The organism is Aurantiacibacter gilvus (genome assembly GCF_038289935.1).
GTDB classification, from domain to species: Bacteria; Pseudomonadota; Alphaproteobacteria; order Sphingomonadales; family Sphingomonadaceae; genus Alteraurantiacibacter; species Alteraurantiacibacter gilvus.
In genome coordinates this window covers 1101634-1127079 of record NZ_JBBYHV010000001.1, presented here as the reverse complement: position 1 = coordinate 1127079, position 25446 = coordinate 1101634, and the positions used below count along the sequence as shown (strand labels likewise).

The following is a 25446-nucleotide window of genomic DNA, read 5'->3' as shown; positions in this document are numbered from 1 at the left end:
AGCCGATGCTGACCGGCAGTTGGCCCAGCCCTGCCGGTGGCGACGAATTCGCGCTGAGCTTCGACCAGCAGCGCGACAAGCGCGTGCTGGTGATCCCGGCGCTGTTCGACGAGAGCAACAAGCTGCGGCACTTTACCGTCGAGGTGATGCGTCGACTGGATACCGGCGGCGTCGATTCCATGCTGCCGGACCTGCCGGGCACCAACGAGAGCCTCGCGCCGCTGACCGAGCAGACGGTGAGCGGATGGCGGGCAGCCGTTGAAGCCGCGGCGAGCCACTTCAAAGCAACCCATGTGCTGACCCTGCGTGGCGGTACCTTGCTCGATCCCGGCACCCTGCCCGGCCTGCGCTACGCCAGTGTCGGCGGGACTGCATTGCTGCGCGGCCTCGTGCGCGTGCAGCTGTTGAGCGACAAGGAAGCGGACCTCACCACCACGCGCGATGAACTGGTCGCGCGCGCAGAATCGCAAGGCGCACAGCTCGCGGGATATGATCTTGGGCCTGCCATGGTGCGGGAACTGGCGGAAGCGGAAGCACCGGATGGCCCGGCGACCGAGGTGAAACAGGCCGAGATGGGCGGCGCGGGCCTCTGGCTGCGCGCCGAACCTGCATTCGATGCCGATCAGGCTGACGCACTGGCAGCACTGATGCTGGAGCAGGTCGGATGAGCCGCCAGCACGTCACTTTCGAATGTGCAGGCGAAACGCTCGTCGGCACGCTGGATCGCGGCGCTTCGCGCAGTGGCCTGCTGATCGTCAGCGGCGGCAACGAGATTCGCTCCGGCACTTTCGGCGGGCAGGCAGCGCTTGCCGCCCGGATTGCCGCAGCCGGCTTTCCGGTGTTCCGCTTCGACCGGCGCGGTGTCGGCGACAGCAGCGGTGAAAACCTCGGCTTCCGGGAAAGCAGCGAGGACATCCTGGCCGCCAATGCCAAGTTTCGCGAACTGTGCCCGCAGATCAACCGGGTAGTAGCCTTCGGCAATTGCGATGCCGCCAGTGCCCTCATGCTGATGTCCGGCGATCTCTGCGATGCACTGGTCCTCTCCAACCCCTGGACCTTTGAAGACGCGGCCGAAGACGCGTTGCCCCCGCCTTCGGCCATCCGCTCCCGCTATGCCGAGAAGCTGCGCAATCCCGCCGAACTCCTGCGCCTGCTGCGCGGCGAGGTGAACATGGCCAAGCTGATGCGCGGCCTGTGGGGGGCGGTGGAGAAAGCGCCCGAACCGAACTCGCTGCTGCAGGACATGTTGGATGGGCTAGTTGGCTCGAGCAAGCCCCACGTCATCCTGATCGCCGAAAAGGATCGCACCGGGCAGGCCTTCGCCGTGCACTGGGATGGTGACAGCGGCGATCTCTACACCTGCCCTGGTGCCAGCCACGCCTATGTCGAACCGCACGCGCGCAATTGGCTTGAAACGCAGGTGCTGGGAATGCTTGGCGGCTAGCGGACGAACAGGCTGGCCAGTTCGACGTGGGTGGACCAGCGGAATTGGCCCACGGGACGCAGCTCGACGAGGCGGAAACCGGCCTCTTTCAGCTGCACGCAATCGCGCGACCAGCTGGACGGATTGCAGCTGATGTAGACCACGCGGTTCACCTTGCTCTGCGCCACTTTCTCGACCTGCGTCCGCGCACCGGCGCGCGGCGGATCGAGCAGGACGGCATCAAAGTCTGCCAGTTCATCCGCGCGCACGGGATTGCGGAAGAGGTCGCGGTGCAGGCAATCGACCGGCATGCGCGCGCGGTTGGCTGCAAGACGGCAAGCGGCAATGGCCGCTCCGTCAGCTTCGGCGGCCAAAACCTGGGCATTGGCGGCCAGGGCGAGCGCGAAGGTGCCGAGGCCCGAGAACAGGTCTGCCACCAGCGGACAATCCGCCAGCCATTCCTTCGCCGCCCCCAGCAGCGCGGCTTCGCCGTGGTGCGTCGCTTGCAGGAAGGCGCCCGCCGGGAAGGCCACCGGCACGCCGCCAAGCGTAACCGTGGCGGGTTCCGGCTCCCAGAAGCCCTCGGCGCCATAACCTTGATCCAGCGTCAGGCGCGCCAGTCCCTGGTCGCGGCAGAAATCGAGCAGGTCTTCCGTCTGGTCGAGCCCCTCGGGCGTGAAGCCCGTAAGGCCAAGGTCGACGCCCTGGTCGATCCGCGTCAGCTCGATGCCGATCGAATACTTGCCTTTCACCCGCCCGAGATAACCGCGCAGACCTTCGATCACGGCAAACAGTTCCGGCAGCAGGACATGGCATTCGCGCATGTCGACGACCTTGTGCGATCCGGCCTGGGTAAAGCCGATCAGCGGGCGGCCGCCGCCATTGATAGCTCGCAGGCTGGCGCGGCGACGCGTGCGCGGCGGGGACAGCGTTGCGGGCGCGACGAGTTCCGGCTCCAGCCCCTGGGACTGCGCCGCATAGGCCACGCGGTTGCGGACGAATTCGGACAGCGCTTGCTCGTCGCAGTGCTGCAACTGGCAGGCCCCGCAAGTGCCAAAATGACGGCAGGCCGGTTCGACATGGTGCGGGCCATGCTGGAGCGTACCATCGGGCAGCAGCAGGTCTCCCGGCGCGGACAGCGGCACATGCTTGCCGTCCGCGGTCACGCCGTCGCCCTTGGCGGCGAGGCGCAGGATTTCGCTGGGTTCGCTCACATCAACTCCGCGTAGGCAGCAGGCACCTGTTCGATCAGTTGTCCTGCCGTGAAGGTCGGTCCGGCCTTGCGCGCCGCGAGTGCGTGCAGCCAGCAGCCCTGCTCTGCCGCCTTGCGCGGGTTCACGCCGCAAGCGAGACGGCTTGCAATCAGGCCAGCAAGCACGTCACCGGTGCCTGCCGTGCTCAGCCAGCTTGTGGCAGGCGGCATGATCGCCAGCGACGATCCCTGGGCAGCAATCAGCGTATCCGGCCCCTTGGCCACCATGACGCCCTCGATGCCCTCGGCCAGTTCGATCGCCTGCTCGGCGCGGTCGAGGCCAGCGACGCCGAAAGAATTGGCCATGGCATCCAGCTCGCCAGCGTGCGGCGTGGCCACGATCGGCCATTCGCGCTCTTCCAGCATCTGCGGTTCGAGCAAGGCCAGCGCGTCGGCATCGACAACGGTCGGCAGGTCGCAAGCGAGCACCCAGTCGAGCCGCGCCTGTGCCTCGTCGCTGCGGCCAAGGCCGGGTCCGACAAGGAAGGCGTCGATGCGGTGATCGCGCACAAGGTCGAACAGCGACCCGTGATCCACCACCAAGTCTGGCGGGACCGGGAAACGTTCGTCGTCTTCGCCCGCGAATACTTTTACATAGCCCGCGCCGCCATGTTGCGCCGCGCGTGCAGCGAGGACGGCTGCGCCCGGCATTTCTCCTGCGAGCACGACCAGCAGGCCGCGCGAATACTTGTGGGCGTCAGGTGCCGGAGCAGCCAATTGCGGAGGGGTGGAGAGGCGCGCAGCCTCGTGCACGCGGCCCACCCCGATATCGACGAGGCGCTTGTCGCCCATCGCCGCCATGGCGGGCATCATCCAGTGCGCATATTTCCACGCGCCCAGCGAAATGGTCAGCTGGTAGTGCGGCAAGCCTTCGTTGAGCGCTTCGCCATTGTCGCTGTCGATCCCGCTGGGCAGGTCCACCGCGATCCGGATGGGGTGCGAGGCTGCCAGCGAGGTAAGGTGTGCCAGCAGGCTGTCGTCGAGTGGCCGTCCGAGGCCCGTGCCGAACAAGCAATCGACCAGCACTTCGCCCTTGGCATCGGACACCGGTTCGCCGCCCCATTTTGCCCGCGCAATTTTTGCCGCATCGGTCTTGGGCGGGATCGGCGCGACCACCTGCACCGGCACGCCGCGCTCCGCCAGCACGCGGGCGATGACGTAGCCGTCGCCGCCGTTGTTGCCGGGGCCGCAAAGTACGGTAACCGGGCGGTGTGCGGCGATGCGCCAGACCCAGTCGGCCGCGCCCGCACCGGCGCGCTCCATCAGGGTTTCGATTGTCTCGCCCGCATCCAGCAGCGCCTGCTCGGCCTCCTGCATCTGCGATGCGGTCAGGATCTGCTGGGGAAAGGCGGCGGTCATTCCGCTATCGGCAAGTGGTAGCGGTCGGACCCGACGCGCACTTCGACATAGCCGCCCATATCGGTGATTTCTGCCTCTTCCGCGCCGTCGGCGGTGATCAGGCCGCGTCCCGGCACGCCCAGCTCGAAGCGCCGGAAGGCCCCGTCAGGGTGGCGGACGATGACGAAGCTTTCGTTGTCCTGCTCGTGCCGTTCCAAGGTGCAATCGCGACCGAAACCGCCCGCACCGTTCAGCGAGCAATCGATCAAGGTGCCTTCACCGGTCGCATTCACAGCCTCGCCCTCGACCGCCTCGTTGCAGGCAGCGAGGAGCAGGACTGCAGCGACCAGCGCCGCCCTCACGATTTCGCGCCTCGGGTGATCTGGGTCACGTCGCGCACCGCACCGCGTGCGGCGCTGGTGGTCATGGCGGCATAGGCTTCCAGCGCCGGCGAAACGCGGCGCTTGCGCGGCTCGGTCGGCAGCCATGCGGCGTCGCCCTTGGCTTCCATCGTCTCGCGGCGAGCGGCCAGTTCGGCATCGTCGATCATGAGGTTGATCGTGCGGCCCGGAATATCGATGGCGATCACGTCGCCGGTTTCGACCAGGGCAATCGCCCCGCCCTCGCCCGCTTCGGGGCTGGCGTGACCAATCGACAAGCCGGAGGTGCCGCCGGAGAAGCGCCCGTCGGTCAGCAGCGCGCACTTGGCGCCAAGGCCCTTCGATTTCAGATAGCTGGTCGGGTAGAGCATTTCCTGCATGCCCGGCCCGCCCTTGGGGCCTTCGTAGCGGATCACCACGACCTCGCCCGCCTGTACCTCGTCAGCAAGGATGCCTTCTACGGCCGCATCCTGGCTTTCGTAGACGCGCGCGGGGCCGGTGAACTTGAGGATGGAGTCGTCGACGCCTGCAGTCTTCACGATGCAGCCTTCGAGCGCGATATTGCCGTAGAGCACCGCGAGCCCGCCATCCTGCGAGAAGGCATGTTCGGCATTGCGGATCACGCCGCCGTCACGGTCGAGATCGAGTTCCTCCCAGCGGCGTGACTGGCTGAAGGCGGTCTGTGTCGGCACGCCGCCGGGGGCGGCCTTGTAGAATTCGTGCACCTTGGGATTGCCGGTTCGCACAATGTCCCAATCGTCCAGCGCATCGGCCATGGTCGGCGAGTGCACGGTCGGCAGCGCCGTGTGCAGCAGTCCCGCACGGTCCAGTTCGCCGAGGATCGACATGATCCCGCCGGCGCGGTGGACATCTTCCATGTGCACGTCAGCCTTGGCGGGCGCGACCTTTGACAGGCACGGCACCTTGCGGCTGAGCCGGTCGATATCCTGCATGGTGAAATCCACGCCCGCTTCGTGCGCGGCGGCGAGCAGGTGGAGAACGGTATTGGTCGAGCCGCCCATGGCGATATCGAGGCTCATCGCGTTCTCGAACGCCTCGAAACTGGCGATGGAACGCGGCAGCACGCTGGCATCGTCTTCCTCGTAGTACCGCTTGGCCAGCGCCACCACGAGCCGTCCCGCGCGCTCGAACAGGCCCCGACGGTCAGAGTGCGTGGCCAGCTGCGAGCCGTTGCCCGGCAACGACAGGCCCAGTGCCTCGGTGAGGCAGTTCATCGAGTTGGCGGTGAACATGCCAGAACATGAACCGCAGGTCGGGCAGGCGGATTGCTCGATGCTGAGCACTTCCTCGTCGGTATAGCTTTCGTCCGCGGCGGCAACCATGGCATCGACCAGGTCGAGTGCCACTTCCTTGCCTTTCAGCACCACCTTGCCCGCTTCCATCGGGCCGCCCGAAACGAACACGACGGGAATGTTGATCCGCATGGCCGCCATCAGCATGCCGGGCGTGATCTTGTCGCAGTTGGAAATGCACACCATGGCATCGGCGCAATGGGCGTTGACCATGTATTCCACGCTGTCCGCGATCAGGTCACGCGAAGGCAGCGAATAGAGCATGCCGTCGTGGCCCATGGCGATGCCATCATCCACCGCGATGGTGTTGAATTCCTTGGCAACGCCGCCCGCCGCCTCGATCTCGCGCGCGACCAGCTGGCCGAGGTCCTTCAGGTGCACGTGACCCGGCACGAACTGGGTGAAGGAATTCACCACGGCGATGATCGGCTTGCCGAAGTCGCCATCCTTCATGCCGGTGGCGCGCCAGAGGCCGCGGGCACCTGCCATGTTGCGGCCGTGGGTCGAGGTACGTGAACGATATGCGGGCATGATTGGCCTTCGGGTCAGTCCTGATCAGATTTGCAGGGCTCGCCTTAGAGGAAGCCGGGCCCCATCCGAAAGAGGAAATGCTTTCCCGCCTGCAAGTGCTTGGTGTTTGGTCAGCCCTGGGCTTCGGTGTCGAGTGCCAGCTTCACGCGGCCAGCAACGTCGGCGATGATCGCGGCGTAGCGGGCCTGCCCCGTCTCCGTGGCGATCAGGTCGTTGCGGATCTCGATCGCGCAATAGGGACGGCCCTTCGCTTCCGCATGGCGGTTCATCGTCGCGTTGAGCTGCTTGCCCGAATAGGGCTCGTTATCGCCCACGGTCACGCCAAGCTCGCTGAACAGGCGGATCGCATGCTGCGCGGCGCGGTCATCCTCGTTGTAGAGCAGCGCCAGTTCCCACGGTCGCTCTTCTTCCGGCTTGCTTTCCAGTTCCGGGGTGAAGCTGTGGATCGAGAGGATCAGCCCCGGTTCGACCGCGTCGAGCCACTTGCCGAGCATATCGTGATAGGGCCGATGATAGGCGTCCAGCCGGGCATCGCGATTGGCACCGATATTGCCGGGAATCAGAATCCCGTCGCTGCTGGTGGGGATCAGGCCGGACGACTCTTCTTCGCGGTGCATGTCGATCACCAGCCGGCTGATGTCACAGAGCATCGCGGGGATGTGATGCCGCCGCGCCAGCCGCTCGCAGACGCCGGCAGTACCGATATCCCAGGCGACGTGCTTCTCCAGCGTCTCCGGCGTGACGCCAAGCTCGATGCCTTCGGGCACGCGCTTGGAGGCATGGTCGCAAACAGCGACAATACCGCCCTTGCTGGCCTCGCCGATCAGGCGGCAGACCGTCTCGCTCATCGCAGGTTTCCTTTCATCTGCCACCACTGCGGGCGGTCAGAATGTAGCCTTTGCGAGGCTCTATCGCGCACTTCTGCGGTTTCATAAAGGGCGAAGCAGGTTGCGCCCGACCCGGACATGCGCGCGAGCCACGGATCGTCCTTGGCCAATTCGTCGAGAACGTCGGCGATTTCTGGACAGATTTCGATGGCTGGTGCTTCAAGGTCGTTGCGACCCTCGCGTGCGATCCGGCTAACCTCGTTGGTCTCCGGCAAGGGGCCGCGGTCAACGCCGTCCCATCCCTTGAACACTGGCCCGGTAGGAAGCGGGATACGCGGATTGACCAGGAGAACGGGCATACCAATCAAATCGCTTTCGAGCGGAACAAGTTCCGTGCCGGTGCCGAGGCCGATGCAGGTGACGCTCTCCACACAGGCTGGAACATCGGCACCGAGACGGGCCGCGCGTTCGCGCCAATCGTCCGGAAGGCCGTGGGCTTCCCGCAACATGCGGAACACCGCCCCGGCATCGGCAGAACCGCCGCCCAGCCCGGCTGCGACCGGCAGGTTCTTCTCCAGCGTGATGGCAAGGCCGCCCGGACGCGGGAGCGCACCCAGCGCCTGCATTACGATGTTCTCGAACGGGTCGCTCAGCGCGGAGCCGAATTCTCCTGTGGTGTGCAGACTGTCGGCGTCGGCGCGGGTTGCTACCAGCTCGTCCCCCGCATCTACGAAGGCAAACAGCGTTTCGAGCTCGTGATAGCCATCCTCTCGCCGCTGTCGGACATGCAGCGCAAGGTTGATCTTGGCGTAGGCGGTTTCGGTTAGCATTGTTGCGCAATAACGGGTTGTTACAAATTTGTCCGCTAGCGAAATTCGTTCGGGAGGAAACATGGCACGAGGCGAGCGACGCGATCCCTGGAGCGATCCACTCTGCTACCAGTACGACCTTCTTTACCAGGTCGAATTCGCACTGCGCCGTAAACGGCTTGGGCCCCGTGCCCATTTTGCCGCCCAACGATACATTTCAAAGCTCAGGATAATGCGGCGCCGTGCGCTTTCCGGGAAGAACCCGTCCTTGCTCGACTTTCGCTGGTACCCTCGCGCTCGTCGGAGCCGTTTCGTCGAGGTGCGCTCGAGCAAACGCTTCCTGCGCCTACTGGAAAAGGGGGAATCACACCGATCGCTGCACCGCAGAGGATATTTTGGTAGCATCAAGGACTTCGAGACCTATCGCTCTTTGGTCGGCTCAAGGCGTCACTTCCTGCGAGGCACCTACCGAACCAAGCGAAGGTTCGTAAAGGCAATGCAGCGCAGACGCTGATCCCTCACATATTCGGATAGTTCGGCCCGCCGCCGCCTTCGGGCGTCGTCCAGGTGATGTTCTGGTTGGGGTCCTTGATGTCGCAGGTCTTGCAGTGGACGCAGTTCTGCGAGTTGATCTGGAACTTCGGCTCCTGCCCTTCCTCGATCAGCCATTCGTAGACACCCGCCGGGCAATAGCGCGCCGAAGGACCGGCGTAGACGCCCAGCTCGCTCGTCCGCTGGAGTTCCATGTCCGCCACCTTGAGGTGGTTGGGCTGGTCCTCCGCATGGTTGGTGAACGAAAATGACACGCTGGTGAGCCGGTCGAAGCTGATCTCGCCATCAGGCTTGGGATAGTCGATCGGCTTGTGCAGGTCGGCGCGTTGCAGTTCCTCGTAGTCGCGGTGATGCTTCATGGAGAGCGGCAGGCCGATCTTCAGCGTGCGCATCCACATGTCGGCGCCTGCCAGCACGGTGCCCACGTCGCCGCCGAACTTGGCGACCAGCGGCTGCGCGTTCTTCACCTTCTTAAGCTCGGTTGCGATCCAGCTTTCACGCAGGTTCGCGTCGTAATCGGCCAGTTCGGTATGCTCGCTGCCCGCTGCGATGGCGGCGGCAATGCTCTCGGCCGCCAGCATCCCGCTCTTCATCGCGGTGTGGCTGCCCTTGATGCGCGGCACGTTGACGAAGCCTGCCGCGCAGCCGACCAGCGCGCCGCCGGGGAAGGCCAGCTTGGGCACCGACTGCCACCCGCCCTCGTTGATCGCGCGCGCGCCGTAGGCAATGCGCTTGCCGCCTTCGAGCACTTCGCGGATCGCCGGGTGCTGTTTCCAGCGCTGGAATTCGTGGAACGGCGAGACGTAGGGGTTCTTGTAGTCGAGCGCGGTCACGAAACCGAGCGCCACCTGGCCGTCAGCCTGGTGGTAGAGGAAACCACCGCCCCAGGTATCGCTTTCCGACAAAGGCCAGCCCTGCGTGTGGATCACCCGTCCCGGCACATGCTTGGCCGGGTCGATCTCCCACAGTTCCTTGATGCCGAGACCGTAGACCTGCGGCTCGCAATCGGCCTCGAGGTCGAACCTGGCCTTCAGCTGCTTGGTCAGGTTGCCGCGCGCGCCCTCGGCGAAGAGGGTGTACTTGGCGTGGATTTCCATGCCCGGCTGGAAATCGGGCTTGTGGCTGCCGTCGGCAGCCACGCCCATGTCCTGCGTTATCACGCCGGTGACAGCGCCCGCGTCGTTGAACATGACTTCCGCAGCAGGGAAGCCGGGGAAGACCATGACGCCCAGCGCCTCGGCCTGTTCGGCCAGCCAGCGGCACAGGTTTCCCAGCGAGCCGGTGTAGCAGCCGTGGTTGCTCATCAGCGGCGGCATCATGGCGTGGGGCATGTTCCAGCTGCCCGACTTGGTCAGCAGCCAGTGCCAGTTGTCCGTCACCGGGGTCTGCGCCATCGGGCAGTCCATCGTGCGCCAGTCGGGCAGCAGCTCGTCGAGCGCCTTGGGATCGACCACCGCACCCGAAAGGATGTGCGCGCCGATCTCGCTGCCCTTTTCAAGGACAACGACTTCAAGTTCCTCGTTAATCTGCTTCAGGCGGATCGCCGCTGAAAGGCCGGCAGGGCCGCCACCGACGATCACCACGTCCACGGGCATCGATTCCCGTTCAATCATCACTTTATCCCGAATTGCGGATGTTCCATCGGAGGGGACTTGATCGCTGGCTTGCAGCAGGTCAAGACCGCCGCAAGTCCACCTATGGAAAATCGCCCCGACTTGACCGCCGACTTGACCCCCGACTTGAACCTGGCCGAACAATTTGCCGCTGCCCAGGATTGGTGGCGCGATGCGGGCGTGGATCAGCACTTCACCGACGAGGTCCAGGTGATGCTGGCGGAAGAGGAAGAGGTAGCGCCTGCGCCGGTCGCCGCCGCTCCCGCTGCCAAGCCTGCCGAACCCGAGCCGCCGAAACTTTCCGCCACGGACCTTCCGGATAGCCTCGATGCCTTCCACGACTGGTGGACCGGTGAAGCGAACCCCTTTGCCGAGGGGCTGCGCAACAGGGTTGCTCCGCGCGGTGCGGCGGGATCGTCCGTCATGGTGTTGGTGCCAATGCCCGAAGCTGGCGATGGGGAAGCATTGCTGGCAGGGCCGCAGGGCCGCTTCATCGCCAATGTGCTGCGTTCGGCAGGTATCGATGCCGCAGCGGCCTATTTCGCCAGTGCCCTGCCCGGCCATATGCCGCTACCCGACTGGGCCCGGCATGGCAGCGAAGGCCTCGGAATTGCCCTGGCGCATCATGTCGGACTGGTTAAGCCCCAAAGGGTCATCATGTTCGGCAGCAAGCTGCCCGCGCTGTTCGGCCATGATCCGGCGGCCCCTCCGGAAATGTTTGACCGGCTGGCCGAAGCCAGCGTTCTTGCCACCTTTGCCCCCGACCGATTGCTAGACCACGCCCGCCAACGGGCACGGCTCTGGAAGCGGTTGCTCGAATGGACCTGACTGCCATGAGATTGCTTGCCCCCCTGGCAATCGCCGCTGCGACCCTCGCCCTGCCAATGCCCCTCATGGCACAGGAACAGCACAGCGATTCCCGCACCTATTTCACCGCGCGCATTTCCGAACGGACGACGCCCCAACAGTTGTCGCGCGAGGATCGCGAGTATTACGATCAGGTCTTCACCGCCATCGGCCGCTCCCAATGGGCCGATGCGGAGCGCCTGCTGGACGAGCGTCAACCCGGACTGCTGCACGATGTCGCGCGAGCAGAGCTCTACATCGCTCCGAACTCCCCGCGGGTCGAGGCGGAGCAGATCGCCCGCTGGCTGCAGACCGGCTACGAACTGCCGCAAGCCCCGCAGCTGGCGCGTCTCGGCCAGACCCGCGGCCTGAGCGGCGAGCAGCGCCTGCCCTATGCCCGCGACATGGTGCCGCAAGGCTCCATCCCGCGCCGAACCCGGCCCCGCCCGGTTGACGACGGCACCATGCCCTCCGATGTGCGCGCTGCGATCCTCGACCACATTTCCAACGACGATCCGACCGGCGCCCGCCTGCTGCTCGACGGTGTCGACGCCTCGCTCAGCCCCGAAGCGCGCGCCGAGTGGCGCCAGCGCGTGGCGTGGAGCTATTTCATCGAGAACATGGACGCCCAGGCCCTGGCCATGGCGCAGACCGTGGCGGAAGGCAGCGGCCATTGGGTGGCCGAAGGTGACTGGGTTGCCGGCCTCGCCGCCTGGCGGCTGGAAGATTGCGAGACATCGGGCGCGGCTTTCCAGCGCGCCGCCCAAGGAGCAATAAACCCGACGCTGCGCGCTGCCGCCCTGTTCTGGGCCTCGCGCGCGGCGCTGCGCTGCCGCCAGCCCGGCCTCAGCACGCAGCTGCTGAACGATGCCGCCCGGCTCGACCAGACGCTATACGGCATGCTGGCGAGCGAACAGCTGGGCCGCACGATGCCGGACCGCGATGGCGGCTCCGAATTCACCGCGGCCGACTGGCGGCAGGTTGGCAATTACCGCAACGTGCAGGTCGCCGTCGCGCTCGACGAAATCGGCCGCGACGTGCTCGCCAGCCAGGTGCTGCTGCACCAGGCCCGCATCAGCGACCCGCGCGAATATGCAGCCTACTCGCGGCTCGCCCGCGAACTGGGCTTCCCGCAGACACAGATCTACATGGCGCTCAATGCACCGGCGGGTGCGGAAGCTGACCCGTCAGCACGCCAGCCAGCCCCCAAGGTGGCGCCCTACAACGGCTGGCAGGTCGATCCCGCGCTGGCTTTCGCCCACATCCTGCAGGAAAGCGCCTTTCGTCCCAACGCCACCAGCCCGGCCAATGCCCAGGGCCTGATGCAGATCACCCCGATAACCGTCCGCCAGCACGCTCCCTCGCTCGGCCTGAACGCGGCCAGCGTCGATATCTATGATCCGGAAACCAACCTCGCCTTCGGCCAGCAGAACCTGATCATGCTGCGCGACCACCCGGTGACGCGCGGCCGCCTGCCGGTAATCATGGCAGCCTACAACGCCGGCATGACCCCGATCACCCGCTGGGTGACCGAGGTCGACGACCGCAACGATCCGCTGCTCTACATGGAAGCCATCCCCTACTGGGAGACGCGCGAATATGTCGCCATCGTCATGCGACACTACTGGCTGTACGAGCGGCAGGCGAGTGTCGCCTCGCCATCGCGCATGGCGCTGGCGCAGAATGGCTGGCCCTTGTTCCCCGACGGCAGTGCCCCCACCAGCGGCCGCGTCTACATGTCTACAGGAGGCCAATAGTGGCCATCGACGAGAGCCGGACTTTCCGGCCGATCAACATCGCCCTGCTCACCGTTTCGGACACGCGCGGTCCGGACGAGGATACCTCGGGCGACATTCTTGCCGAACGGATCACGGGCGCAGGTCATACGCTGGCCGCGCGCACCATCCTGAAGGACGATGCCAATGACATCGTGGCCCAGCTACAGCATTGGATCGCCGATCCGGAGATCGACGCGGTCGTGTCCACCGGCGGCACGGGACTGACCGGCCGCGACGTGACGCCCGAGGCGCTCGACCGGATCAAGGACAAGGAAATCCCCGGTTTCGGAGAGCTCTTTCGGTGGGTCAGCTACCAGACCATCGGCACCTCTACCGTGCAGTCCCGCGCGCTGGCCGTGCTGGCCGACGCGACCTACATTTTCGCCCTGCCCGGCTCCAACGGCGCAGTGAAGGATGGTTGGGACAAGATCCTTTCCGAGCAGCTCGACAGCCGCAATCGCCCCTGCAACTTCGTCGAGCTGATGCCGCGTTTGCGAGAAAAGTAGGCCTGTCGAAACGCTAGGTCTGGTCGGGCTGGTAGCAGCCCATCTCCAGCCCCGCCGGATCGGCAAACAGGAAACGTTTCCCGCCGGGATATTCGATCGTTTCCACGGTAATCGACCCACCCGCAGCCACCACGGCGGCATAGGCGGCTTCAATATCCTCCACCCGGATCAGCGGCAGGACCGTCCTCGTCGGAGTGTCCGTGCCGTTGAGGCCCAGCTGCGTTTCATGTTCCTCGTGTGCGGAGTATTGCGGGCCGTAGTCGGTGAATTTCCACCCAAAGGCGCGTTCATAAAAGGCCCTCTCGCCCGCCACGTCCGGTGCGGGCAGTTCCACATAGTCCAACTTGGCCACGGCCATTCTCCTGCTTGTCCTGCGGGACAATATGTTCTATTTATGTTCCATGAGCAAGAGCGGGAATATCGTCCGCGGAAGAGGCGCGCAATCAGCGGCAGTACCGCAGCGCTTCGGCCTGTCCGCACGCGAGATTGACGGCGACTGGCGCGACGATGCCGAGCGGGTTGATGGCCCTGCCCCGCCAATGCGCACCACGGTGACGGAGGAGTTTCCCAAGTCCATTGTCACATTCAACCAGTCACCCGACCTAGCCTTCGATCGCTCGATAAACGCCTATCGTGGATGCGAACACGGTTGCGTCTACTGCTTCGCGCGCCCGACCCATGCCTACCACGATCTCTCGCCGGGACTGGACTTCGAAACGAAGCTGTTCGCGAAGCCTTATGCTGCACGCTTGCTGCGCGAAACACTGTCCCGCCCCAAATACGTCCCCAAACCCATCGCCATGGGCACCAACACCGATCCCTACCAACCGATCGAGGGGCGCTACGAGATCACCCGTCAGGTGCTGGAAGTGTGCCTGGACACGCGTCACCCGGTAACGATCACCACCAAGTCCGATCGCGTCTTGCGCGACCTCGACCTGCTGTCGGAACTCGCGCAGCACGAGCTGGTAGCCGTGGCATTGTCGGTCACCAGCCTCGACCCTGCCCTGTCTTCAAAACTCGAACCACGCGCAACTTCGCCGCAGAAACGACTGGTTGCACTGCAGAAATTGGCGGAAGCAGGTGTCCCGACACATTTTTCGGTCGCACCGGTAATCCCCGCCATCACAGACCAGTTCATGGAACAGATCGTAGCCCAGGCTGCCGAGGCTGGCGTGCAAAGCTGCGGCTGGATCATGCTGCGCCTGCCGCACGAAGTCGCGCCCCTGTTTCGCGAATGGCTGGACACCCATTTCCCCGATCGCGCAGACAAGGTGATGGCGATCGTGCGATCGGTGCGAAAGGGCCGCGACAATGACCCGCAATTCTTCAGCCGCATGCGCCCCAGCGGGGTCTGGGCCGAACTGTTCCGTTCGCGATTCCGCATCGCTTGCCGCCGTGCCGGGCTCGGAAAGGCGAGTTTTCCACTAAAAACCGATGCATTTCGGCAACCCGAGAGCGGCTTGCAGCGCAGATTGTTATGAAAAGCTTCGCATTGCGGGTGGTTTGCGATAACAGACGGGTTGGAAAAATCGCCTTCGTAGCCTAGTGCTTCGGCTGCGAGAGAGACCTGTCCTTTAAATAGGGGAATACAGATGAAGAAGTTCACAGTCGGTTTGATGACGGCCACGGCCTTTGTCGCCACGCCGGCCATGGCCGGAGATGGCCAGTGGTACATCGGCCTTGGTTCGGGCGTCGGCGTTGCCGAAGATACCGACCTCACCGAAGTGACCAGCCAGGACGATATCGTGGTTGACACTGATTGGGGTTGGGAAGGCGAAGCGCTGATTGGCTACGACGCTGGCCCCGTCCGCATCGAAGCGGAAGCTGCCTACCGCAACTTCAACGTCGACACGCTCGACGCCGGTACCGTTGGCGTTCCCTACTCCGAAGGTTCGGTGCCGTTCCTGCTCAACAACGGTCTGCAAGATCCGGTTTCGGGTGAGATCACCACTTGGAGCGCGATGTTCAACGCACTGCTCGACTTCGGCGGCGAAGATGGCTTCGGCGCCTCGATCGGCGGTGGCGTCGGCTTCAGCGATGTCGATATGGACGGTATCACCGCCTATTCGACCGGCCCGGGCTTCCTCGACGACAGCGACACGCACTTCGCCTGGCAGGCAATTGCCCAGCTGCGTGCTCCGGTAACGGACAGCATCGACGCTTCGCTGAAGTACAAGTTCCACCAGGTGACCGGCCTCGACTATGTCGATAACGTCGGCCGCGCATTCGAGACGGACGTGAGCACGCACACACTGCTCGGCACGTTCATCTTCAACTTCGGTGGCGAGGAAGCTCCGCCTCCCCCGCCTCCGCCGCCTCCGCCGCCCCCGCCGCCTCCGCCGCCGCCGCCTCCTCCCCCGCCTCCGCCGCCGCCGCCTCCGCCGCCGCCGTGTGAGCAGGGTCCGTACATCGTGTTCTTCGACTGGGATCAGTCGGACATCACGCCCGAGGCAGCGACCGTGCTCAACAGCGCGATCACGGCTTACGGCAACTGCGGCATGGCCCGCGTCATGCTCGCCGGTCACGCTGACCGCTCGGGTTCGGCCACCTACAACGTCGGCCTGTCCGAACGTCGTAACGCTTCGGTCCAGGACTACCTGACCGCTCGCGGCATCCCGGCGGCTCGCATCTCCAGCGAAGCCTTCGGCGAATCCATGCCGCGCGTCCCCACCGCTGACGGTGTCCGCGAACTGCAGAACCGCCGCGTGGAAGTGATGTACGGTCCGGGCTCGGGCAACTAAGCCCACCCGCCGAACGGCACAGAAAAGGGCCGGAGGAGAAATCCTCCGGCCCTTTTTCTGTTTGTGCAGGCTATCGGTTGTCGCCGTCAGCGAACGAAGTAGCCGACAACCTCCCAACCTTCCTCGCTATCCAGCATGATAACAATCTCGGCCACAACAGCTTCGCGGCCTGCGAAATAGGTCTCGAACTGAAGTACCTCGTACTCACCTTCCGGCATTCCGGGCGGCGTGCTTACGGTCCGCAGAACGCGGGATTGCACTTCACCCAACGGTTCGCGGACAGGTTCGACAGCCTGGGCCCACTCGGCCGCGCTCGTTTCCGACTGGAAATAGGGACCGGCCACGTCCCAGCTGCCCTGCCAGTCCCCTTGATCGACCCTGGCAAGAAAGCGCTCGGCGCGCGGCAGCGATTCCGCATCCACGACCGCTTCCTCTGCAGCGGGGTCAGAAGCGGCAGCCACATTTGGAGCAGGGTCGCTACCCAAAGAGACGAGAGCGACAGCGGCGACGGCAATAGCGATAGACATGATCAGCATTCCTCCTGCTAGCCACACCGTGCGGGAAGCAACGACGTGGCGCGTTCTGTTGAGGTCTGCATTGTCTGTTCCGGTGTCGCCCACCGCCATTCCGAAAGTCTTGTGCACGTCGGTTTGGGGTATCGCGCCTTCGGCGTCCCCCAAAATTCTTGCGGCTTCGCGGCTGCTCGACACTCCCAGTTTGCGGCGGGCATGGCGCAGGCGATCGTTGACCGTATGGACCGAGATATCGAGCTCGGCCGCGCTCGACTTGGCATCGTGCCCGGCAAGCAGCAGCCGCAGAGCTTCCCTCTCCTTCTCGGTAAGATATGTAGTCGCGTCCGGCATCACGCGACCATGCGCAGGTGTCCTACCCCGCGGATGGGAGCGAGCGCGACATTGGCGAGCCCGGGAATGCCGGAAAGCTTGTCCACAAGATCGCCGCCGAGCGCAAAATCGCTACCCAACAGCATGCTCGGCTCATGCTCCGATCCCAGCCGCAGGTGCAAGACGACCTCACCATGTCCGGCGCGCCCAACTTGCAGCAGCTCCGCCAATGCCTTGATCGCCGCCACGTCGGTCACGTCGGCAGTGAGTTGCATCTTCGCCAGACTCTTTACCTCGGCAAGCGGTCGCGCCCCGCGCACGGTCACGCGCGGCGGATCTTCGGGGTTGGGCGAATCGAGCTCGACATTGAGCAGCACGCAGGTGCCGTCCTCCGCCCACTGCTGGAAGCTGTCGACCAGCGATTCCTCGAAGCAGGCGGCGCTGAACTGTCCGGTGGCGTCCGAGAAGTCGGCCCGCACGAATTCGGCGCCGCGCTTGGTGCGCCCCTTGGTCACGCTTTCCACCATGGCCGCCATCACTGCAGGCTGGCGTCCGCCGCCGAACCCGCCTTCCATCAGTGAGGCATAGTTGCGCGCGCCGTTGGCGGAGGCGATCTCGCGGAATTCCTGCACGGGGTGGGCAGCGAAGTAGAAGCCGAAGACCTCGCGCTCCTGCGCCATCTGTTCGGATCGTGACCACGGCTCGCATTCGGCCAGGCGCAGCGAGGGTTCTTCGTGGTCCTCTCCGCCGAACAGGCCCGCCTGCCCGCTCGACTTCTCGCGGTTCGCCGCATCGGTCACCGCCAGCAGCATGTCAGCATTGGCCAGCACCTTGGCGCGATTGGATTCGAAGCGGTCGAAAGCCCCGGCAGCTGCCAGCCCTTCCAGCTGCTTGCGGTTCATCGAACCGGTGGGCAGGCGGCGGAATACGTCCTCAAGGCTCTCGAACGGCCCATGCGCCTCGCGCTCGGCCACGACCTGCTCCATGGCCTTTTCGCCGACGTTGCGGATGCCCGCCATGCCGTAGCGCACCGCCCAGCCATTGTCGGTCTGCTCGACCGAGAATTCCGCTTCCGACTTGCCGATATCCGGGCCCAATAGCTCCACGCCGTTGCGCCGCAGGTCGTCCACGAAGACAGCGAGCTTCTCCGACTGGTGCATGTCGAAGCACATGGAGGCAGCGTAGAATTCCTCCGGGTAATGCGTCTTGAGCCAGGCCGTCTGGTAGGACAGCAGCGCGTAGGCCGCAGCGTGCGACTTGTTGAAGCCGTAACCGGCGAACTTGTCGATCAAGTCGAACAGCGTGGAAGCTTCCTTCGCCTCGATGTCCGACACTTCCTTGCAGCCGTCGATGAACCGCTGGCGCTGCTTGTCCATTTCCGCCTGGTTCTTCTTGCCCATCGCGCGGCGCAGCAGGTCGGCGTCGCCAAGCGAGTAACCGGCGAGAATCTGCGCGGCCTGCATCACCTGTTCCTGGTAGACGAAGATACCGTAGGTCTCTTCGAGGATGCCTTTCAGCTTCTCGTGCGGGTAGACGATCTCTTCCTCGCCCGCCTTGCGCTTGCCGAAGCTGGGGATGTTGTCCATCGGGCCCGGGCGATAGAGCGAGACGAGCGCGATGATGTCCTCGAACTTGGTCGGCTTCACCGCGGTCAGCGTGCGGCGCATGCCTTCGGATTCCAGCTGGAACACACCCACCGTATCGCCGCGCTTCATCAGTTCGTAGACCGCATCGTCGTCCCACGGTAGGGTATCGAGGTTGATTTCGATCTCGCGCCGCGCCAGCAGGTCCACCGCCTTGCGCAGCACCGACAGCGTCTTGAGGCCGAGGAAGTCGAACTTCACCAGCCCCGAATCCTCGACATGCTTCATGTCGAACTGGGTCACCGGCATGTCCGAACGCGGATCGCGGTATAGCGGCACCAGCTGGCTGAGCGGCCGGTCGCCGATCACCACGCCAGCCGCGTGGGTGGAGGAATTGCGCGGGAATCCTTCCAGCTGCATGGCGAGGTCGACGAGGCGCTTCACCTCGGTGTCGTTCTCGTATTCGCGCTTGAAGCTGGCCTCGCCATTCAGCGTGCGCGGCAAGGTCCAGGGGTCCGTCGGATGGTTGGGCACCATCTTGGTGAGCCGGTCCACCTGGCCATAGGGCATCTGCAGGATGCGGCCCGTATCGCGCAGTACGGCGCGCGCCTTCATCTTGCCGAAGGTGATGATCTGGGCGACCTTGTCCTTGCCGTAGCGCTCCTGCACGTAGCGGATTACCTCGCCGCGCCGCGTTTCGCAGAAGTCGATGTCGAAGTCGGGCATGGAGACGCGTTCGGGGTTGAGAAAACGTTCGAACAGCAGCCCCAAACGTATTGGATCAAGGTCAGTAATCGTCAGCGCCCAGGCGACCAGCGAGCCTGCACCCGAACCACGACCCGGCCCTACCGGAATGCCCTGCGCCTTGGCCCACTTGATGAAGTCGGCCACGATCAGGAAGTAGCCGGGGAAGCCCATGTTCTTGATCACGCCGACTTCATAATCGAGCCGGTCGACGTAGACTTTCAACTCCTCATCGGAGAGGTCGTCGTACTGCTCAAGCCGCGCTGCGAGGCCCCTGCGGGCATCCTCCTCCAGCATCCGGCTCTCGCCTTCCAGGTCGCCGGCAAGGCTCGGCAGGATCGGCTTGCGCCGTGGCGGCGAGAAGGCGCAGCGCTGGGCGATCACCAGCGTGTTCTCGATGGCTTCGGGCAGGTCCTCGAACAGGTCGCGCATCATCGGCGCCGATTTGACGTAGGCCTCCGGGTTGGAAACCGGACGGTCGTCACTGTCGATTTGCGAGCTATTGGCGATGCACAGCATGGCATCGTGCGCGCTATGCATGTGCGGTTCGGCGAAGTTGGCAGGATTGGTGGCGACCAGCGGCAGTTCGAGCCGGTAAGCCAGATCGACCAACCCCTGTTCTGCCGCTTCCTCTACCGGGTTCCCGCGCCGTGCCAGTTCGACGTAAAACCGGCCGGGGAACAATTCCATGAAGCGTTTCGCCAGGTCGTCCGCGCGCCTTTCCTTGCCGTCCGCAAGCAGCCGCGTCAGCGCGCCCTCGCTCGCTCCGCTCAGCGCGATCAGGCCGTCGGTATGCCCGACAAGGTCCGCCATCTGCACATGCGGCACTTTCTCCAGCGGACGATCGAGGTGCGCCCGGCTGACAAGGTGGCAGAGGTTGTTCCACCCGTCCTCGTCCTGCGCGAACAGCGGCAGGTGGTCGACCGTTTCCCCATCGTCCGCAATCACGCCGAGCAGGCTGCCGACAATCGGCTGCACGCCTTCGCCGATGCAGGCCGAGGCGAACATGGTCGAACCATAGAGGCCATTGCGGTCACAAATGGCGATGGCGGGAAATCCGCGTTCCTTCGCCAGCTTGGCAATCGCCTTGGGATCAATCGCCCCCTCGAGCATCGAGTAGCTCGACAGCACGCGCAGCGGGACGAAGGGAGCAAAGGCCATTTCCGCAATATGCGGATGGCAACGGGATTCGCAAAGTCGTGCTGGGGAAAAGCGGAGGGATAATCCCCGTCAGTCTTGCGCTTTTGCCGCCGCGATCTTTCGGCGCGTGTCCCGCACGGTCGACCATGCGCCGTAGATCACCAGCGCGCCGAGGAATAACCACACCCACAGCGGGATATTCTCGCCGGCTATGGCGAGGTAAAGATAGGCGGAAACGAAGCAGAAGCCTGCGCAAAGGGTCGGCACGACGGTGGAACGATGCGCCCGCGCGCGTTTTACAAGCCACCCTATGGAAGCCAAGAAGAACGGAACCGCACCGACGTAGATCGCGGCGAAAATGTAGGGGTTCACGCCGTAGTCGGCGCCCAGCCCCAGGATCCAGTCGTTGATTGCTTCCAGCATTACTCACTCGCTTTCATGCCAGCTACTACGCGGCGAGGCGCAAAAGGGTTACCCCTCCTTTGGTCGATAGGTGAGATCGAAGCTTGGACCCCAGGTCTGCCCATGATCGACGCTGGCCTCGCCATGCTGGCGGACCGAGCCATCCTCACCCAGCGTATAAATCATGCGGACTAGGTTGGCACGGCCCTCGGCATCCTGTCCCCAGTAGCCGGTCAGCACCATGGCGCCATCGACCGGGCCCCCTTCGAAGAACACCCTGCCCGGCTGGCCGCCAACCCACAGCTGGTGCCAGGTGCCGGTCTGCGGATCGAGCGTGGTGAGGCTTGAACCGCCTCCGCCTCGTAGCGGCATCCACGTTTCGCGCACGGCGCAGCCGTTGCTCACCTTCTCGATGCGGCTGGTGGCGACCTGGGTTTCGGTGCCGGTCTGGTAGACCTCCCATTCGCCCACCCAGAAATCGAAGGCGGCGAATTCTTCGGCAGCGCAAGGATTGGGCGGAGTGGGAGCAGGCGGCGCCGCGCTCCCCTGTAGCAACATTGCCTGTTGCATGATGGCGAGCAGCGAGGCGGCGAGAATGCCCATGGCGGTCTCCCTATGTCGTCCCGCTCAAAGCATGGCGGGAGACACCGGAAAGCACAAGTCAGCCTGATTCGGGAAAATCTGCCCGACGGGACAGCAAGACAATTTCCGCGGCATGGAACTCGCGGTCGCCGGCTTTCTCAATGTAATACTTCTGGCGTTCTGGCTCGGGCAAGGCGACGACTTGTGCGATCAGTTCGGCGAAGGTGCCGCTGCGGATCGACTTCGCGCTATCCAGCACGCCGTCACCATCGCCAACAAGATGCAGGAAAGCACGATCGTCCCATTGGATACCGGGACGGTCAGTATCGTCGCCCTTGTAGGTGCTGGGATGGTCGGTCATGCGCGTCGCTCCTCTGTCGCTGCCGGATCGCGAAGGAGGCTCTGGCTCGCCCTATTCGATCCGTCCCTCATGCAGGCGTACCACCCTGTCCATGCGTGCGGCAAGCCGCTCGTTGTGGGTGGCCACCAGTGCCGAGCTGCCCTGTCCGCGCACCAATTCGAGGAACTCCCCAAGCACGCGTTCGGAGGTTTTCTCGTCAAGGTTGCCGGTCGGCTCGTCCGCCAGCACCAGCTGCGGACGGTTGGCCAGCGCGCGGGCAACTGCCACGCGCTGCTGTTCACCGCCCGAGAGTTGGCTGGGCCGGTGTTCGACGCGATGTTCGAGGCCGAGCGCTCCGAGCAGCTCCAGCGCTCGCTCGTTGGCTGCCGCGCGCTTGGTACCGACCAGCAGCTGCGGCAACACCACATTTTCCTTGGCCGTGAAGTCGGGCAGCAGGTGGTGGAACTGGTAGACGAAGCCCAGATGCTCGCGCCGCATCGTCGTGCGCTCGGCGGAACTGAGATTGCTGGCGTCCTTGCCAGCAAGTTCGATCTGGCCGGAGAAGCCACCTTCGAGCAAACCCACGGCCTGCAACAACGTCGACTTGCCGGAACCCGACGGACCAACCAGAGCGACAATCTCGCCCGGAGCGATCTCGAGGTTCACACCTCGCAGCACGTCGATTCTCACTCCGCCCTGCTCGAAGCTGCGAGCCAAGTTGCGCAAGGCTATGACGGGTCCGGGACTATTCATAGCGCAGCACCTCCACCGGATCGGTGTTGGACGCACGGTAGGCCGGATAGAGCGTCGCCAGGAAGCTCAGTCCCATGGCCATGCCGGCGATGAAGAGCACTTCGAACGGATCGGTCTTGCTCGGCAATTCGGTCAGGAAACGGACCGAGGGGTCCCACACCTCGATACCGAATGCCGTGCTCAGCCCGGTCACGATTCCGTTGCGGAAGTAGAGGATCAGGAAACCCAGGGCCAAGCCGGCACCCGTCCCCAGCACGCCGACGATCGACCCGGTCGTCACGAAGATCTTGAGCAAGCTGCGCCGCGTCGCCCCCATGGTCCGCATGATGGCAATGTCGCGCGTCTTGGACCGCACCAGCATCACCAGTGAAGAGAGGATATTGAAGGCCGCCACGAGCACGATGATGCCGAGCGCAAAGGCCATGGCTACGCGCTCGACCTGCAAGGCTTCGAACAGCGAGGCGTTCATCTGCTCCCAACTGGTCACCTGCGCACGGCCGGAGAGGCTTTCCGCCACCGGCTGCAAGATCTCGTTCGCCCGTTGCGCATCCTCTGTCTGGATCTCGATCATCTCGATCGTGTCGCCTGTCATCAGCAGGGTCTGCGCATTTGGAATGGGCATGACGATGAAGCGTTCGTCGAAGTCGTACAGCCCCACCTCGAACACGGCAGTCACCGTGTAGCCGATCTGGCGCGGCATGGTGCCGAAGGGTGTCGGGCGGCCCTGCGGATTGACGATGGTGATCGTATCGCCCATCCGGATGCCGAGGTTCTGCTGTAGGCGCGACCCGATGGCGACGTTACGCTCGTCCGGGCTCAGTGTTGACAGGTCACCGGCAATCACATTGGGGGCCATGCGCTGGATGTCTTCCGGCGTATTGCCACGAATGAAAATGCCCTCGGCGCGGCCATTGTAGGTGGCCAGCAGCGGCTTTTCGATCAGCGGGCTGGCGCGCGTCACCCCGGGGGTATTGCGCACCTCTTCCAGCACCTCTTCCCAGTTCTCCAGCCGCCCGCCATAGGCGACCACGACAGCATGGCCGTTGAGGCCGGTGATGCGGTCGAGCAGCTCGTAGCGGAAGCCGTTCATCACGCTCATCACGATCACCAGCATGGCGACCGAGAGCATGACCACGGTGATGGAAATGCCCGCCACCAGCGCGATCACCGCCTCGCTGCGACCGGGCAGCATGTAGCGCTTGGCTATCGACCACTCAAAAGGGGAAAGGATCACGTCAGGAAGCCCTGCGATAATTCGTACAGGCCAGCGCTTTAGGAACCGCTACCTTGCGCTGCAATGAAAATAGCCGCGCTATGCCCGCCTCATTCGCTTTCCGCTCCGCTGGCCAGCTGATCGGCAATCCACCCGTCGACATGGGCTTCAAGCACGTCGAGCGGCACCGCGCCGTTCTCCAGCACGGTGTCGTGGAAGGCGCGCAGGTCGAATTGCTCGCCCAGTGCTTCCTCCGCGCGGGTGCGAAGTTCGCGGATCTTCAGTTCGCCCAGCTTGTAGGCCAGCGCCTGCCCGGGCCAGGTGATATAGCGGTTCACCTCGGCGTTGATATTGCCTTCGGACAGCGCGGTGTTGTCGAGCATGTAGTCGACCGCCTGCTGGCGGGTCCAACCCATGGCGTGGATGCCGGTGTCCACGACGAGGCGGTTCGCGCGCCACATTTCATAGCTCAGGCGGCCCATTTCCTTTGCGGGCGTGTCGTAGAGCCCCATCTCGATGCCCAGGCGCTCCGAATAAAGTCCCCAGCCTTCGACAAACGCGGTGAAAAAGGCCGCATTCTGGCGCAGCGGGTGCATGTCCAGCTCCTGCTGCAGCGAAATCTGGTGGTGATGGCCCGGCACGGCCTCGTGCACTGTCAGCGCGGGCAATTCCCACAGCGGCCGCTGGTCCAGCTCGGTCAGGTTGAGGCGATAGATGCCCGGCTGGCCAGTCGCCAGCGAGCCCGACTCGTAATAGGCAGTGGTGTTGCCGGGAGCCGATGCCGCCGGGATCGGCAGCACGGTGTACGGCAGGCGCGGCAGGTTGCCGAACAGGCGCGGCATCCACCCGTCGATTTCCTTGGCGAGCGCCGCCGTGTGCTCGAGGTAGAGCTGCTCGTCGGTCGGATAGTACTGCGGATCGGTGCGCAGGTGCTCGATGAACGCCTCGCGGCTGTCGAACCCGGCCTCGGCGGCCACCTCCTCCATCTCGGCCCGGATACGCGCGACTTCGGACAGGCCGAGTTCGTGCACTTCCTGCGGGGTCATGTCGGTCGTGGTGAAGCTGCGTACGCGGTAGGCGTAGTATTCCTGCCCGTTCGGCGTGCCGCCCACGCCCGGAGCCTCGTCCGCGCGGCAATTGGGCGCATATTCCTGGGTGTAGAAGTCGGCGAAATTCCGGAGTCCCGTGAAGGTACTTTCGGTAATCGCGGCGCGTCCGCGTTCCTGCAGGTCAGCCCAGTCCGTGTCGGAGATGGTAGCGGGTTTCTCGGCAAAGGCAGCCCACCAGATCGATTCCTCTGCCGATCCGGCGAGCAGGCCGGTGATCGACTGCTCATAGCCTTCCATCGGCTCGCAGGCCTGCGTCAGGCCCAGCTCGATGGCGCTTTCGCTGCGCGAGATGGTGTTGGCGACAAAGGCGGGAAAGGCCTCGAGCCGTCCGATATAGCTCTCGTAGTCCGCCAGGTTGAACAGCGGGGAGCCGTAAGGCAGCCCGGCAATGGCGTCCTGCGGTCCGCCACGGTTGGTGAAGACGACATACCGACTCTGGTCGAACTGCGCGCCCTCGATGGTGTCGGTGAAGTCCCGCTCCAGCAGCGCGTAGTCGATCTGCAGGTTCTCCGGCAGTTCATCCGCGTCGATGGCTTCGAGCCGGTCGAGGAAAGCCTGCGTTTCGGCCACCCACGCATCGTAGCCTTCGAGCGAGTTGTCCCCCAGCTGCCCGTCCCCGCGACGATCCCCGATGGACGTGGCAAGGGCAGGTGAATTGTCGAGCGCCCACTGCCACACGTCCTCGCGCAGCTCGGTGAAGTCCTCGGCCGCATCGGCATGGGCCACCGTCGGCATGGCCAGCGCAATGGCGAGGGTCGAGACGGCGAAAAGCGAGCGGTTCATGTGGGGAGTCTCCGGGGAAATTGGTTGCTCGCGAGACTAGGCT

23 protein-coding genes are annotated in these 25446 nt (G+C 64.5%); 7 read left to right on the top strand and 16 right to left on the bottom strand.

Going from position 1 to position 25446, the window contains the following annotated elements:
- Nucleotides 1-5: 5 nt before the first annotated feature.
- The gene (locus tag AAEO60_RS05540; RefSeq protein WP_341672646.1) at nt 6-668 is read left to right on the top strand and encodes an alpha/beta hydrolase family protein; all 663 of its coding nucleotides are present in this window, start codon (nt 6-8) and stop codon (nt 666-668) included.
- On the top strand, nt 665-1444 hold the full coding sequence (locus AAEO60_RS05535; RefSeq protein ID WP_341672645.1) for a hydrolase 1, exosortase A system-associated: 780 nt from the start codon (nt 665-667) through the stop codon (nt 1442-1444). The genes AAEO60_RS05540 and AAEO60_RS05535 overlap by 4 nt, the downstream gene beginning before the upstream one ends.
- On the opposite strand, the gene AAEO60_RS05530 is transcribed toward AAEO60_RS05535, so the two are convergent.
- From AAEO60_RS05530 to AAEO60_RS05500, 7 genes are all read right to left on the bottom strand, one after another.
- Nucleotides 1441-2637 (bottom strand): class I SAM-dependent RNA methyltransferase, encoded by a 1197-nt coding sequence (locus AAEO60_RS05530; protein WP_341672644.1) that lies wholly within the window; start codon nt 2635-2637, stop codon nt 1441-1443. The two genes, AAEO60_RS05535 and AAEO60_RS05530, sit on opposite strands and share 4 nt — an antisense overlap.
- Nucleotides 2634-4034, bottom strand: coding sequence for an NAD(P)H-hydrate dehydratase (locus AAEO60_RS05525; RefSeq protein WP_341672643.1), 1401 nt, complete (start codon nt 4032-4034; stop codon nt 2634-2636). Before AAEO60_RS05525 ends, AAEO60_RS05530 begins: the two co-directional genes overlap by 4 nt.
- The gene (locus AAEO60_RS05520) at nt 4031-4375 is read right to left on the bottom strand and encodes a hypothetical protein (RefSeq protein ID WP_341672642.1); all 345 of its coding nucleotides are present in this window, start codon (nt 4373-4375) and stop codon (nt 4031-4033) included. The genes AAEO60_RS05525 and AAEO60_RS05520 overlap by 4 nt, the downstream gene beginning before the upstream one ends.
- On the bottom strand, nt 4372-6237 hold the full coding sequence (gene ilvD / locus AAEO60_RS05515; RefSeq protein ID WP_341672641.1) for a dihydroxy-acid dehydratase: 1866 nt from the start codon (nt 6235-6237) through the stop codon (nt 4372-4374). The genes AAEO60_RS05520 and ilvD overlap by 4 nt, the downstream gene beginning before the upstream one ends.
- 110 nt (nt 6238-6347) lie before the next feature.
- Nucleotides 6348-7085 (bottom strand): N-formylglutamate amidohydrolase, encoded by a 738-nt coding sequence (locus tag AAEO60_RS05510; protein WP_341672640.1) that lies wholly within the window; start codon nt 7083-7085, stop codon nt 6348-6350.
- Nucleotides 7082-7894, bottom strand: coding sequence for a 4-(cytidine 5'-diphospho)-2-C-methyl-D-erythritol kinase (locus tag AAEO60_RS05505; RefSeq protein WP_341672639.1), 813 nt, complete (start codon nt 7892-7894; stop codon nt 7082-7084). Before AAEO60_RS05505 ends, AAEO60_RS05510 begins: the two co-directional genes overlap by 4 nt.
- Nucleotides 7895-8391: 497 nt before the next feature.
- Complete coding sequence (locus AAEO60_RS05500; RefSeq protein ID WP_341672638.1) at nt 8392-10038, bottom strand: electron transfer flavoprotein-ubiquinone oxidoreductase; 1647 nt, start codon at nt 10036-10038, stop codon at nt 8392-8394.
- An 84-nt stretch (nt 10039-10122) separates the two neighbouring features.
- On the opposite strand from AAEO60_RS05500, the gene AAEO60_RS05495 reads away from it, so the two are divergent.
- The 3 genes from AAEO60_RS05495 to moaB all read left to right on the top strand — a co-directional run bounded on the left by AAEO60_RS05495 (nt 10123) and on the right by moaB (nt 13168).
- On the top strand, nt 10123-10866 hold the full coding sequence (locus tag AAEO60_RS05495; RefSeq protein WP_341672637.1) for a hypothetical protein: 744 nt from the start codon (nt 10123-10125) through the stop codon (nt 10864-10866).
- 65 nt (nt 10867-10931) lie between these two features.
- Complete coding sequence (locus tag AAEO60_RS05490) at nt 10932-12641, top strand: transglycosylase SLT domain-containing protein (RefSeq protein WP_341672636.1); 1710 nt, start codon at nt 10932-10934, stop codon at nt 12639-12641.
- Nucleotides 12641-13168: a molybdenum cofactor biosynthesis protein B gene (gene moaB, locus AAEO60_RS05485; protein ID WP_341672635.1), complete on the top strand. Its 528-nt coding sequence runs from the start codon at nt 12641-12643 to the stop codon at nt 13166-13168. The genes AAEO60_RS05490 and moaB overlap by 1 nt, the downstream gene beginning before the upstream one ends.
- A 13-nt stretch (nt 13169-13181) precedes the next feature.
- Here the strand turns inward: moaB and AAEO60_RS05480 are convergent, their stop codons facing one another.
- On the bottom strand, nt 13182-13520 hold the full coding sequence (locus tag AAEO60_RS05480) for a VOC family protein (RefSeq protein ID WP_341672634.1): 339 nt from the start codon (nt 13518-13520) through the stop codon (nt 13182-13184).
- 49 nt (nt 13521-13569) lie between these two features.
- Here AAEO60_RS05480 and AAEO60_RS05475 point away from each other — a divergent pair, with 49 nt between their 5' ends.
- Both AAEO60_RS05475 and AAEO60_RS05470 read left to right on the top strand, forming a co-directional pair.
- Complete coding sequence (locus AAEO60_RS05475) at nt 13570-14652, top strand: PA0069 family radical SAM protein (protein WP_341672633.1); 1083 nt, start codon at nt 13570-13572, stop codon at nt 14650-14652.
- 111 nt (nt 14653-14763) lie between these two features.
- On the top strand, nt 14764-15912 hold the full coding sequence (locus tag AAEO60_RS05470; protein WP_341672632.1) for an OmpA family protein: 1149 nt from the start codon (nt 14764-14766) through the stop codon (nt 15910-15912).
- Nucleotides 15913-15998: 86 nt separating this feature from the next.
- Here the strand turns inward: AAEO60_RS05470 and AAEO60_RS05465 are convergent, their stop codons facing one another.
- From AAEO60_RS05465 to AAEO60_RS05430, 8 genes are all read right to left on the bottom strand, one after another.
- Nucleotides 15999-16775 carry a helix-turn-helix domain-containing protein gene (locus AAEO60_RS05465; RefSeq protein ID WP_341672631.1) on the bottom strand — a complete coding sequence of 259 codons (777 nt, stop codon included), beginning with the start codon at nt 16773-16775 and terminating at the stop codon, nt 15999-16001.
- Entirely contained in the window at nt 16775-20242 is a 3468-nt protein-coding gene (dnaE, locus tag AAEO60_RS05460; RefSeq protein ID WP_341672630.1) for a DNA polymerase III subunit alpha, read from the bottom strand. The genes AAEO60_RS05465 and dnaE overlap by 1 nt, the downstream gene beginning before the upstream one ends.
- Before the next feature lie 69 nt (nt 20243-20311).
- Complete coding sequence (locus AAEO60_RS05455; RefSeq protein WP_341672629.1) at nt 20312-20644, bottom strand: hypothetical protein; 333 nt, start codon at nt 20642-20644, stop codon at nt 20312-20314.
- 48 nt (nt 20645-20692) lie between these two features.
- Nucleotides 20693-21226: a hypothetical protein gene (locus AAEO60_RS05450; RefSeq protein ID WP_341672628.1), complete on the bottom strand. Its 534-nt coding sequence runs from the start codon at nt 21224-21226 to the stop codon at nt 20693-20695.
- A gap of 58 nt (nt 21227-21284) precedes the next feature.
- On the bottom strand, nt 21285-21566 hold the full coding sequence (locus AAEO60_RS05445) for a hypothetical protein (RefSeq protein WP_341672627.1): 282 nt from the start codon (nt 21564-21566) through the stop codon (nt 21285-21287).
- Between the two features lie 51 nt (nt 21567-21617).
- Nucleotides 21618-22298, bottom strand: a complete 681-nt coding sequence (locus AAEO60_RS05440) for an ABC transporter ATP-binding protein (protein ID WP_341672626.1) — start codon at nt 22296-22298, stop codon at nt 21618-21620.
- Nucleotides 22291-23532, bottom strand: a complete 1242-nt coding sequence (locus tag AAEO60_RS05435) for a lipoprotein-releasing ABC transporter permease subunit (RefSeq protein WP_341672625.1) — start codon at nt 23530-23532, stop codon at nt 22291-22293. Before AAEO60_RS05435 ends, AAEO60_RS05440 begins: the two co-directional genes overlap by 8 nt.
- Nucleotides 23533-23621: 89 nt before the next feature.
- Nucleotides 23622-25403 (bottom strand): DUF885 domain-containing protein, encoded by a 1782-nt coding sequence (locus AAEO60_RS05430; protein ID WP_341672624.1) that lies wholly within the window; start codon nt 25401-25403, stop codon nt 23622-23624.
- Between the last annotated feature and the right edge of the window lie 43 nt (nt 25404-25446).

Coding starts and splice junctions, on each gene's coding strand:
- AAEO60_RS05465 (WP_341672631.1), bottom strand. CDS start 16,775: ATGCCGGACGCGACTACATATCTTACCGAGAAGGAGAGGGAAGCTCTG.
- AAEO60_RS05510 (WP_341672640.1), bottom strand. CDS start 7,085: ATGAGCGAGACGGTCTGCCGCCTGATCGGCGAGGCCAGCAAGGGCGGT.
- AAEO60_RS05450 (WP_341672628.1), bottom strand. CDS start 21,226: ATGGGCATTCTCGCCGCCTCGCTGCTCGCCATCATGCAACAGGCAATG.
- AAEO60_RS05495 (WP_341672637.1), top strand. CDS start 10,123: ATGGAAAATCGCCCCGACTTGACCGCCGACTTGACCCCCGACTTGAAC.
- AAEO60_RS05505 (WP_341672639.1), bottom strand. CDS start 7,894: ATGCTAACCGAAACCGCCTACGCCAAGATCAACCTTGCGCTGCATGTC.
- AAEO60_RS05440 (WP_341672626.1), bottom strand. CDS start 22,298: ATGAATAGTCCCGGACCCGTCATAGCCTTGCGCAACTTGGCTCGCAGC.
- AAEO60_RS05475 (WP_341672633.1), top strand. CDS start 13,570: ATGAGCAAGAGCGGGAATATCGTCCGCGGAAGAGGCGCGCAATCAGCG.
- ilvD (WP_341672641.1), bottom strand. CDS start 6,237: ATGCCCGCATATCGTTCACGTACCTCGACCCACGGCCGCAACATGGCA.
- dnaE (WP_341672630.1), bottom strand. CDS start 20,242: ATGGCCTTTGCTCCCTTCGTCCCGCTGCGCGTGCTGTCGAGCTACTCG.
- AAEO60_RS05540 (WP_341672646.1), top strand. CDS start 6: ATGCTGACCGGCAGTTGGCCCAGCCCTGCCGGTGGCGACGAATTCGCG.
- AAEO60_RS05535 (WP_341672645.1), top strand. CDS start 665: ATGAGCCGCCAGCACGTCACTTTCGAATGTGCAGGCGAAACGCTCGTC.
- AAEO60_RS05455 (WP_341672629.1), bottom strand. CDS start 20,644: ATGCTGGAAGCAATCAACGACTGGATCCTGGGGCTGGGCGCCGACTAC.
- AAEO60_RS05490 (WP_341672636.1), top strand. CDS start 10,932: ATGGCACAGGAACAGCACAGCGATTCCCGCACCTATTTCACCGCGCGC.
- AAEO60_RS05470 (WP_341672632.1), top strand. CDS start 14,764: ATGAAGAAGTTCACAGTCGGTTTGATGACGGCCACGGCCTTTGTCGCC.
- AAEO60_RS05500 (WP_341672638.1), bottom strand. CDS start 10,038: ATGATTGAACGGGAATCGATGCCCGTGGACGTGGTGATCGTCGGTGGC.
- AAEO60_RS05445 (WP_341672627.1), bottom strand. CDS start 21,566: ATGACCGACCATCCCAGCACCTACAAGGGCGACGATACTGACCGTCCC.
- AAEO60_RS05430 (WP_341672624.1), bottom strand. CDS start 25,403: ATGAACCGCTCGCTTTTCGCCGTCTCGACCCTCGCCATTGCGCTGGCC.
- AAEO60_RS05525 (WP_341672643.1), bottom strand. CDS start 4,034: ATGACCGCCGCCTTTCCCCAGCAGATCCTGACCGCATCGCAGATGCAG.